Here is a 10000-nt window from a genome sequence, read left to right as displayed (position 1 = left end):
AAGGTGATCCGCAAGCGCGCCTTTGATGACGATGTGCACGGCTTCGGCCTCTATCGCCAACTGGGCTATATCCCAGCCGACAAGGTCGATGAATCCGTTTCGCGCACACTGGAGTTCGCCTACAGCGACTGGTGCGCCTCCAAGCTGGCCGCAGCGGTCGGCGCCCATGAAGATGCGCGGAAATTGCGTGAACGTTCAAGAAATTATCGCAACCTCTTCGACTCCTACATCCACTTTATGCGCGGCAAAAAGGCCGACGGCACGTGGGTGACGCCCTATTTCCCGCAGTCTCTGGGCCACGATCAGAAGCGCTGGCGCGACTATACGGAAACCAATGGCTGGCAGGCGACCTTCCTCAATCAGCACGACCTCTATGGCTATATGCAGATGTTCGGCGGGGAAAAGGCGTTTGAGGCCAAGCTGGATGCGCTGTTCAACGCCCCGTCGGACCTCGACCATGGTTCGCTGGACGACATCAGCGGGCTGGTCGGGCAGTACGCGCACGGCAATGAGCCCAGCCACCACGTCGCCTATCTCTATGCCTATGCGGGTGCCCTGCCCAAAACCCAGTCGCGCGTGCGGATGCTGATGAAGGCCATGTACCGTGCCGAGCCCAACGGACTGGAGGGCAATGAGGATTGCGGCCAGATGAGCGCCTGGTACGTGCTGAGCGCGCTGGGCCTGTACACGGTTGATCCGGTCAGCGGGGTCTATGTCTTCGGCTCGCCTCTGGTCAATCGGGCCCGTCTTGCGCTCGGCAACGGGCGGCATCTGAGCATCGTCGCCGAAGGCAACGGGCCGGATAAGGTCTATGTCAGCGGGGTGCGCCTGAACGGCAAGGCGTGGAGCAGGTCGTGGATTTCTCACGACACCCTGATGCGCGGTGGCGAATTGCGCTTCCTGATGAGCGCCACGCCCAACCCGGCCTTCGGGGCGCGGATGGCCGACCGGCCACCGTCCTTCATGTGATGGCACGGCTCCTGTGTCTGTGTCTATGGCTGTGCCTGTCGGCGCAGGCGGTGGCGGCCAACCTGATCACCGCCCCTGACGCCAGTCCGCAGGCCCAGACCACGGCGGCGTGGTTCCGGGAGGAGCCGGTGCTGGAGGCGTTGCGCGGGCAGGTGGTTCTGGCGCAGCGGTCGCAGGTGGCCGCGCTCTTGCCACCCAGGGTGCGTGCCGCGTGGCAGGACTGGAGCCAGACCCTGCCGGCCGCGCGCCCGGAAGCCTATGCGCTGTTTTCCAAAGACAACTGGTTGATCATCGCCGGTGACGATGATCGCGGTCTGATGTTTGGTATGGGCCATGTGCTGCGCAAGGTGGAGCAGGGGCGGGTGCGCGGCCTGCCGCTCTATGTCGCGCCTGACAAGGCCATCCGCGCGCATCAGATCGGCTACCGCTTCAAGAACAACAGCTATGACGCCTTTACGCTGGCCATGTTCGAGCGGCATCTGCGCGACCTTATCGTGTTTGGCACCAATGGCCTGCAATGGATCGCCCCGATTTCGGATGATGCCGCCGAAAGCCCGCTATTTCCGGCCCCGCCGCTCGACACCCTGATCGGCGTGTCGCGATTGGCGCAACGCTATGGGGTCGATTTCCACCTCTATTACCCGCAGATGATGGCCGACTATGGCGACCCGGTGCAAAGGGCGGTGGAGCTTAAGCGCTTTGAGGCGCTGGTGCGCGCCACACCGCACATAAGCAGCCTGTTCATTCCGGGCGGCGACCCCGGCCATACCCCGCCGGATATCCTCTTCCCCCTAATCCGCGATGAGGCGGCGATCCTGCGGCGCTATCACCCGAAGGCGACGGTGTGGGTGTCGGCACAGGGCTTTGACAAGGCGCAGTATGAGCGCTTCTACGCCCTTATGGCACAAGAAAATCCATGGTTGACGGGGGTCTTTGTCGGGCCGCAATCGCGCGACGCCGTGTCAGTGCAGCGCGTGCGCATACCAGCACGCTATAAGGTGCTGTTCTATCCCGACATTGCCCATACCCTGCACGCGCAGTTTCCGGTGCCGGGCTTTGATGCGGCCTTTGCCCTCACCGAAGGGCGCGAACCCATCAACCCGCAACCGCAGGCCCAAAGCCATATCTACCGCCATTTCGCCGGGGATTTTGAAGGCTTTGTCACCTATTCCGAAGGGGTGACGGATGATGTCAACAAGATGTTGTGGGTCGGGCTCGGCATTGATTCCGCGCAAACACCGGGGACGATGGCGGCGGACTATGGCCGGTATTTTCTGGGCGACGCGCGGTTCGGGGCGGTGCTGGAAGGTCTGGAGCGCAACTGGCGCGGGCCAGTGCGGGCAAACCAAAACATTGCGCGGATGCAGGCAGCGCTGAAGGGTTTGCCCCGGCGTGACAACTGGCGGTACGACATGCTGGCCTATCGCGCCCTCTATGACGCCTATGTGCAGCGGCGCGTTGTGGCGGAGACGCAACGTGAAGAAAAAGCCTATAAGGCACTGTCTAAAAACAATTTTCAGGCAGCGCGTTCGGCGCTTTCCACTCCCGATGACACAGACACGCAGGCCTTGCGCACTGAGATACACGCTCTGGCCGGGCGGCTCTATACAGCCATCGGCCTGCAACTGAGCGTGCGCCTCTATGGGGCGTCCAACTGGGAGCGCGGGGCCAATCTGGACCGGCTTGAGGTGTCGCTGAACGATCGGGTGTGGCTGACCCGCCAGATGGATGAGATCGAGGCCCTGCCGGAACCCAATCGCGCTGACCGTCTGGCAGCGCTGTTACGTCGCGATGCGCCGCCGCCCGGCGGATTTTACGATGATCTGGGCGATCCGCAGGCCTCACCGCATCTGGTACGCGGCACTGACTGGGCCACCGACCCGCAGCGAATGGCGGGGGCCATAGAGAGCATTGCCGACCGCACGCCGGATGACGGCTGGCGTCTGGCGTGGATCACCTATGCCGAGGCGCTGTATGAAACCCCGCTGGAACTGCGCTACGAAGGGTTGGATCGCTCACGGACCTATCGGCTTAAAATCGTCTATGCCGGCGAAGACTATGCCCTGCCGCTGACTCTGATCGCCAATGACACGACGACCCTGCACGCGGCCCGCGCCCGCCGCAGCAATCCGGAGACGGTAGAGCTGGACCTGCCGCCAGAGGTCACGGCGCAGGGCCACCTGAGCCTTAAATGGTTCCGTACGGAAGGGCTGGGCGGTTCCGGGCGCGGACGGCAGGTGGCGCAGGTCTGGCTCTATCCGCGATAGGCCGCCTGCGCTGTCCGTTACCGCGTAATAATGCCTACGCCGCTAAAGGCTACGGTCGGCTTGTCCTGCACGGCGCGCGGCAGAACCAGTTTCAGGTAGCGCCCCTTATGCGGCGCATCGAAGCGGATGCGCTGTTCGCTGCGGCTATTGGCGATGTTGGAGAATTCGCCTTCGCCTGCGGGCGTAAAGGTCTGACCGTCGGCGCTGACCGAGGCGACGTAACCCGCCGGTGCGCCCATCTGGGCCACCGTGTTCACGTCCAGATAGATGTCCTGCACGCCGGGCGTCAGGGTAAAGCCCTTCAGGTCATATACTTTGCCCAGATCAAGGACCAGTTCGGCGGGCTGGCCCTTGCGGCCGACAAAGCCCTTGCCATCGAGAAGCGCGTTCGGCGTGTCGCTGCTGGCCGAGACCATGCGCCAGCCGACCGGGGCGACATCGAATTGGGCGACCGAGGCCGCGCTCAGCACCTTGCGCGCCGGGCTGAATGCCACCGCCCGCACCTGACCACCTTCGGGCAGGGGGAAGGGGGCGCTGAAGGGCGTCGAGGCCGTTGTCGGCGCGCTGCCGTCCAGGGTGTAGAACAGGCGGACATCGGTTTCGGCGGCGCTCAGGCTGACCCGTCCGGCGCGATCGCGCTTGATCGTGGGTTCTTCCAGCACCGGCGGCATCAGGAACAGGCCGAAATCGCCGAGAATGGGCGAAGCGGCGGCCTTGAGGATGCGGATACGCACCGCACGCGTCGTCACGGGGGCCGACAGGCGCGTCAGGCGCTTGTAGCCGATATAGGTGTGGGTTTGCAGGGGGCGCCAGCGGCCGTTTTCGAGGATATCGATGGCGAAATCATCGACGCGCACGCCCTTGCGGATATCCTCGGCGGTGCGGATGACGTCAAAGGTCTGGGCCTTGGGCAGGTCAAAGCGTATCCACGCCCCGGCCTTGTCCGAGGTGCGGGCGGCCCAGAAGGCATTGCTTTTCAGGGCCTGCGCCGGGCCGAACCCCTCGCCATAGGTCGAGGAGGCCGTCACCTTGGCCCCCGTGGCCAGATTGCGGGCAAAGGTCTTGTCCAGAATGGCTTTCCAGCCAGTGAGCGAGGCCACATCGGCATCGGGCACGCGACCGCGGCGGTCAGGCGCGAGGTTAAGCAACAGGGTCGTGCCGCGCCCCACCGACTCGAAATAGACGCGCGTCAGATTGGCCGGGGTGCGCGGGCTTTCATCCGCGTGCCAGAACCAGCCGGGCCGGATCGAGGTATTGGTTTCCGCCGGGTTCCAGATCTTGCCGCCGCGCACACCGGCATTGCCCTTGGCCATGGTGTAGGGGGTTTCATCGACCGTAGGCCAGCAGGGATCACCGGCCTGACCATGCTCATTGCCGACCCAGCGCACATCCATATGCTCATCGGCAAACATGACGGCGTGCGGCTGGTTCTTGCGCACAATGGCGCGGACGGTGTCCCAGCCGTAATAGGTGAGGGCGTCGATCTTGCGCCGTTCACGCGCGCCGCCGTAATAGCCATCACCGCCATTGGCGCCGTCGAACCAGACCTCAAACAGCGGGCCGTACTGCGTCGTCAGTTCTTCGAGCTGATTGTGATAGTATTCGACATAGGCCGGGCGGCCATATTCGGCGTGATTGCGGTCCCACGGCGACAGATAGACGCCGAACTTCAGGCCGTGCTTACGACAGGCTTCGGCCATTTCGCCGACAATGTCGCCCTTGCCATCCTTGTAAGGGCTGAACTTGACCGAATGCTCTGTATAGCGGCTGGGCCACAGGCAAAAACCATCGTGGTGCTTGGCCGTCAGGATTATGCCTTTCAGCCCGCCGCTTCTGGCCGCCAGAACGATCTGATCGGCGCTGAAATCGGTGGGATTGAACAGGCTGACCGGCTCATCGCCATAGCCCCATTCGCGGTCCGTAAAGGCGTTCATGGTGTAGTGCATGAAGCCGTAGGTTTCGAGCCGCTGCCAGTCGTACTGACGCACCGACGGCGTCGCGCCGAAGGGGGCGGGGCCTTTGGGGGCGCGGGCCAGGGCCGGGCCGCCGACCAGACCAGCGAAAACGGACAGGGACAGGGTGCGACGATCCATTATCATGGCCAATTTGCCTCTTTGGTTCATAATTGGTAACACCCTAATTCAGCCGGTATTGATTGCAAGCGTAAAGTCAGAGGCTTCGTATTTTGCCTTTTAATCGTGAAAACACAGGGGCTCACAGGGCTGATGGGCGCTTGAATGGGGCAGGGCATGGTAGCGGACGCAAGGGTTTCAGGTGTAATTGGGCTTAGGATTTTGGCAAGCAAATGTATTTAATATGTATTGTCCGTTCCGGCCGTGATTGATATCGCTACCGTATACGATCTCTGTTTTGCGTGTGGGGACAACGCGCAAAGACTTAAAATGCAAACTTCTAATTGACTGAAAGCCAGAAGACCCACATGAAATGGGTAGGAAACGACTGGATGTGACATGAACGAGTCAGCTCTGCGCTCTGCCTTTCTGAAAGATGATGGCGGCCACGCCTACCTGCTTATCCGCAATGCCATCCGCGACGAGATCGCGGGGGGGAAGCTGAAGCCGGGGGCGGCGCTGGCGCCTGAGCGTGAGTTGTGCGTGCTTTATGGCGTGTCGCGCATCACGGTGCGTAAGGCGGTCGAAGGGCTGGTCGAAGAGGGGCTTCTGACGCGCACGCGAGGGTCGGGCACCTATGTGTCCATGCCGTCGATTACGCGGGTCGAGAAGAATTTTGCCATTCTCACCTCATTTTCAGAGGATATCCGCTCGCGCGGCTATAAGCCATCGAGCATCTGGCTGAAAAAAACCACCAGCATGACCACGCCCGAAGAAGCGCTGGCGCTTGGTCTGTCGCCGGGATCGCTGGTCCACCGTTTTCACCGCATTCGCTGCGCTGACGGCGTGCGCGTCTGTCTGGAGTTCGTCGTCGTGCCGGCGCAGTTCCTGCCCTCGGTCGATGTGGTGCAGGAATCGCTCTACGAAGCCATGGCCGCGGCGGGCAGCCGCCCGGTGCGCGCCCTGCAACGCCTTCGCGCGGCCCCCCTCAGTGAGGCGCACTCGGAATTGCTGGGCGTACAAACCGGGGAATGTGGTCTGTTTATCGAACGCCGCGGCTTCCTGTCCAACGGTACGGCGGTCGAATTCAGCCAGTGTTATTATCACGGCGAAGCGTACGACGTGATCGCCGAACTGGGCTGATCCGGCCCTCTGATCCCAACCTTTGTTGTTTCTGAGCGTGATCCGGCAGTGGCTCCGAATCGCCACTGCCGCGCTGCGTGCGGCTATAGTCCTTCGCCGGGAGGGCTAGATAGGCACATGGCCCCTCACGAATCCCGGATTGTGGCGGTGCAGGCTCTGGACAGGCGGAAATTTCGCCTATATCCAATACCTATATAGAACCTCTGCATTACCTTTGAAGGACCTGACTATGGGACTGAAGTCAACCCGTCGTTCGCGCTGGCTGGCCTTGCGCTGGTTTGTGTGCGCCGTCAGCGCGCCTGTACTGTGTGCGGGAGGGATGACCGCGCAGGCGCAACCGGTGGCGACGGCACCGGCGGTCTATCCCGTGCCACAGTCCCTGACCTTGACCGGACCGGACCTGAAGCTGGGGAGGTCGCTGTTGCTGGTGCGCGGTGATAAGGTCGATGCCGAAACCGAGGCATTGGTACGCCGGGTCCTGACGGCCGCAGGGGTTGAAACGGTGCGTGTGGTCAAGCGCCTGCCGAAGCGCTTTACGGGTGACTATGCGGTGATTGGCACGGTCAACGACGCCGAGGTCAAGGCGGCGCTCAGCGTGACGGGCGCGGCGGTCCCCACACGTCCCGAATCCTATCTGCTGACGACGCGTCAGCAGGCCTCCGGGGCACTGATCGTGCTGGCGGGTGCCGATGCCGACGGCCTCTATTACGCGGCCCAGAGCCTCAGGCAGATCGTGGCGCAGGGGCGTCTGCCGGCGCTGACGATCAGTGACTATCCGTCCATGCCGGTGCGCGGGACTATCGAAGGCTTTTACGGCAAGCCGTGGAGCATGGCGCAGCGTGCCGCCCACATCGAATTCCTGTCGGGTCTTAAGGCCAACACCTATATCTACAGCCCCAAGGACGACGTCTATGCGCGCGACAAGTGGCGCGAACCGTACCCGGCGGAGACGATAAAAGACCTGGGTGGGCTCGTGGGGCTGGCCAACCGCCACCATGTTAACTTCGTCTATGCCGTCTCGCCTGGGCCCTCCATCTGCTATAGCGACCCGGCCGATCTGGCGCATATCCGCACCAAGTTCGCCGCCCTGCGTGGGGTGGGGGTGCGCAGCTTCTACGTGGCGCTCGATGATATCGAGTATAAAAAATGGAACTGCGCGGCCGACGAAGCGGCCTTTGGTCCGTCCGGCGAAGAGGCGGCGGCAAAGGCGCAGGCCAGTCTCCTGAACGCCGTGCAGGCCGATCTGGCCGCCAGCGGGCACGGCGAACTGATCATGGTGCCGACGGAATATTACGACGCCAAGGTCTCGCCCTATAAGACCGCTCTGGCCGCCGCGCTCGATCCGCGCGTGGTGATCCAGTGGACGGGGACGGACACCGTGCCGCCGTCGATTTCGGTGGCCGATGCGCGTAACGCCACCAGGGCCTTCGGGCGCAAGACCCTGCTGTGGGACAATTATCCGGTCAACGATTTTGGCGAATCCGCCGGTCGTCTGCTGATGGCGCCTTATGCGCGGCGTGAAGCCGGCCTGTCGGCAGAGCTGAGCGGCATTGTCTCCAACCCTATGAATCAGGAGGTGGCCAGTCGCCCGGCGGTGACGGGGCTGGTGGCCTTTGCGTGGAACGATCAGGCCTATGACGCCGAACGCACCTGGCGGGCGGCGGCGCGTGATCTGGCTGGGAATGATCCGCAGGTGACGCAGGCGCTTCTGACCTTTTTCGATACGCAGCATCTGGCGCCCACCTTTGGTAATCAGCCGTGGCAGACACAGGCGCCACAACTGAGGGCCGCCATCAACCGCGTGCGCGACGCGCTGGCGGGGACGGATATGGCCGAGCGTCAGGCAGCGCTGAGCGCCCTGTCGCAATGGGCCGATGATCTGAGCAACGCGCCGGACCGCATCCGCGCCGGGGTGATGGACAAAGGCTTTGTCGAAGAAGCAGCCCCGTGGCTGACGGCCACAGCCCAGTGGGGTAAGGCGCTGCGCCTGACCGTCGATGGGCTTCAGGCCGCCGATGCCCAAATGGCTGCGGATCACTTTGCGGCGGCGCAAGGCCTGGCGGCCGAGGCTTCAAAACTGCGCACCATACCCGGTGCCACGCGCCCGGAAGGCCCTATTAAGGTGGCCGACGGCGTACTCGATGTGTTTATTACTGAGGCCCCGAAGCTGGTCTACTGGCCCTGACTATCCTTTTACAGGCGGTGACGTAGATGCAGGCTAACACCGTGCGGCGCTCCGGTCGTGACCTACACCGCGTCGTAGCGGACCTTGAAACTGAAGGCGTTCTTCATAATTCGCGACGAACCTCAAAAGCGAGACCCCCAAATGTCACTTTCGGACGCCGCAATCCGTTGTGTTAAAAGCAAAAATCAGGAATTCAAGCTTTTCAATGAGGGGGTCTTTACCTTCTGATTAAACCCTCTGGATCGAAGCTTTGGCGATTCAAATATCACATCTACGCCACGGCTTTGAGGCTGTGTACCTCGACCACCTCACTGGGTTCGTCTGGCGGGTGAAACAGGCCCGCGGGCGTGTTGATACCGATCAGAAAATGCTTCGTGAGGTCCAGTCCAACGCAGGATAATGAAGCCTCTTACCTTCTGGTGGATCGATTTGGCCGTAGTGGCGGGTTACCTGTCCGGACGCGTAAGTATCCAGGTGAGCGCTTCGATCTGTTCCTTCAGGGCGGCGACCTCCGTCGTCAGCTCGCCAATGGCTTCGGCCTCCGTGGCAGGGGGCTGCGGCGTGCCCTTGTCCGCCTGAACCCGCTGCATGGCCTCCAGCATCACACCGATAAACAGGTTCAGCACGGTAAAGGTCGCCACCAGAATGAAGACGATCATGAAGGGAATGGCGGCGGCGTGGGTGGCCGCCAGACTGCGCGCCATGTCGGCCCAGCCTTCGAGCGTCATGATCTGAAACAGGCTGAACAGGGACGCATCCAGCGTGCCGAACCACTGCGGGTGCGTGGCCCCAAATAGCTGGCTGGCCATCACCGCCGAGACGTAATAGATAATCACCAGTATCGCGCCGATGGACCCAATACCGGGCAGGGCCGCCACTATGCCGCCGATGACGCGCCGCAAGCTGGGGAAGACGGAAATCAGACGCAAGACCCGCAGCACCCTGAGGGCGCGCAGGACGCTGAAGGCACCTGCGGCCGGAAGCAGAGACACGATGATGATGCTCGCATCAAACAGGTTCCACGGGTCACGAAAGAACCGCCAGCCCTGAGCAAACAGGCGCAGACCCAATTCCAGCACAAAGACGGACAGAAGGATCTGGTCAATGGAGGACAGTAACGCGCCCGCCGAAGCCATGATGGCGGGATAGGTCTCCAGCCCCAGAACGAGCGCGTTGAGAATAATCAGCGTGACGACCGTCGCGGTAAAGGCAGGGTGTTCGATGATCGTCAGGACCTGACGCCGTGCGGACCTGAACGTCATGGCCTGTGGCCTCCCGGTTTGTGGGTCTTGATAAGCGAAATAATCACACCGGCGGCAATCAGGCCCAGCGTTACCCCCAGCGAGATATTGGCGGGAAACTTC

At 62.4% G+C, this 10000-nt stretch carries 6 protein-coding genes; 4 read left to right on the top strand and 2 right to left on the bottom strand.

Annotation, left to right across the window (positions count from 1 at the left end):
* On the top strand, positions 1 to 969 hold a 969-nt coding region (locus tag LDL37_RS00470; RefSeq protein WP_290792773.1), incomplete at its 5' end, for a glycoside hydrolase family 92 protein.
* Entirely contained in the window at positions 969 to 3236 is a 2268-nt protein-coding gene (locus LDL37_RS00465; protein ID WP_290792771.1) for a hypothetical protein, read from the top strand. The genes LDL37_RS00470 and LDL37_RS00465, both read left to right, overlap by 1 nt.
* 17 nt (positions 3237 to 3253) lie before the next feature.
* Here LDL37_RS00465 and LDL37_RS00460 read toward each other — a convergent pair whose 3' ends face one another.
* Positions 3254 to 5335, bottom strand: coding sequence for an alpha-L-fucosidase (locus tag LDL37_RS00460; RefSeq protein WP_290792768.1), 2082 nt, complete (start codon positions 5333 to 5335; stop codon positions 3254 to 3256).
* 372 nt (positions 5336 to 5707) lie between these two features.
* On the opposite strand from LDL37_RS00460, the gene LDL37_RS00455 reads away from it, so the two are divergent.
* Both LDL37_RS00455 and LDL37_RS00450 read left to right on the top strand, forming a co-directional pair.
* Complete coding sequence (locus LDL37_RS00455; RefSeq protein ID WP_013480193.1) at positions 5708 to 6451, top strand: GntR family transcriptional regulator; 744 nt, start codon at positions 5708 to 5710, stop codon at positions 6449 to 6451.
* Positions 6452 to 6680: 229 nt separating this feature from the next.
* Positions 6681 to 8636 carry a beta-N-acetylglucosaminidase domain-containing protein gene (locus LDL37_RS00450; RefSeq protein WP_290792765.1) on the top strand — a complete coding sequence of 652 codons (1956 nt, stop codon included), beginning with the start codon at positions 6681 to 6683 and terminating at the stop codon, positions 8634 to 8636.
* Positions 8637 to 9082: 446 nt separating this feature from the next.
* On the opposite strand, the gene LDL37_RS00445 is transcribed toward LDL37_RS00450, so the two are convergent.
* A complete protein-coding gene (locus LDL37_RS00445; RefSeq protein ID WP_290792763.1) occupies positions 9083 to 9898 on the bottom strand; it encodes an ion transporter in 816 nt (271 codons plus the stop codon).
* Between the last annotated feature and the right edge of the window lie 102 nt (positions 9899 to 10000).

The organism is Asticcacaulis sp. (genome assembly GCF_020217185.1).
Classification (GTDB): Bacteria; Pseudomonadota; Alphaproteobacteria; order Caulobacterales; family Caulobacteraceae; genus Asticcacaulis.
Note: the sequence above shows the minus strand (reverse complement) of the source record. Positions and strands in the feature narration are given on the sequence as shown.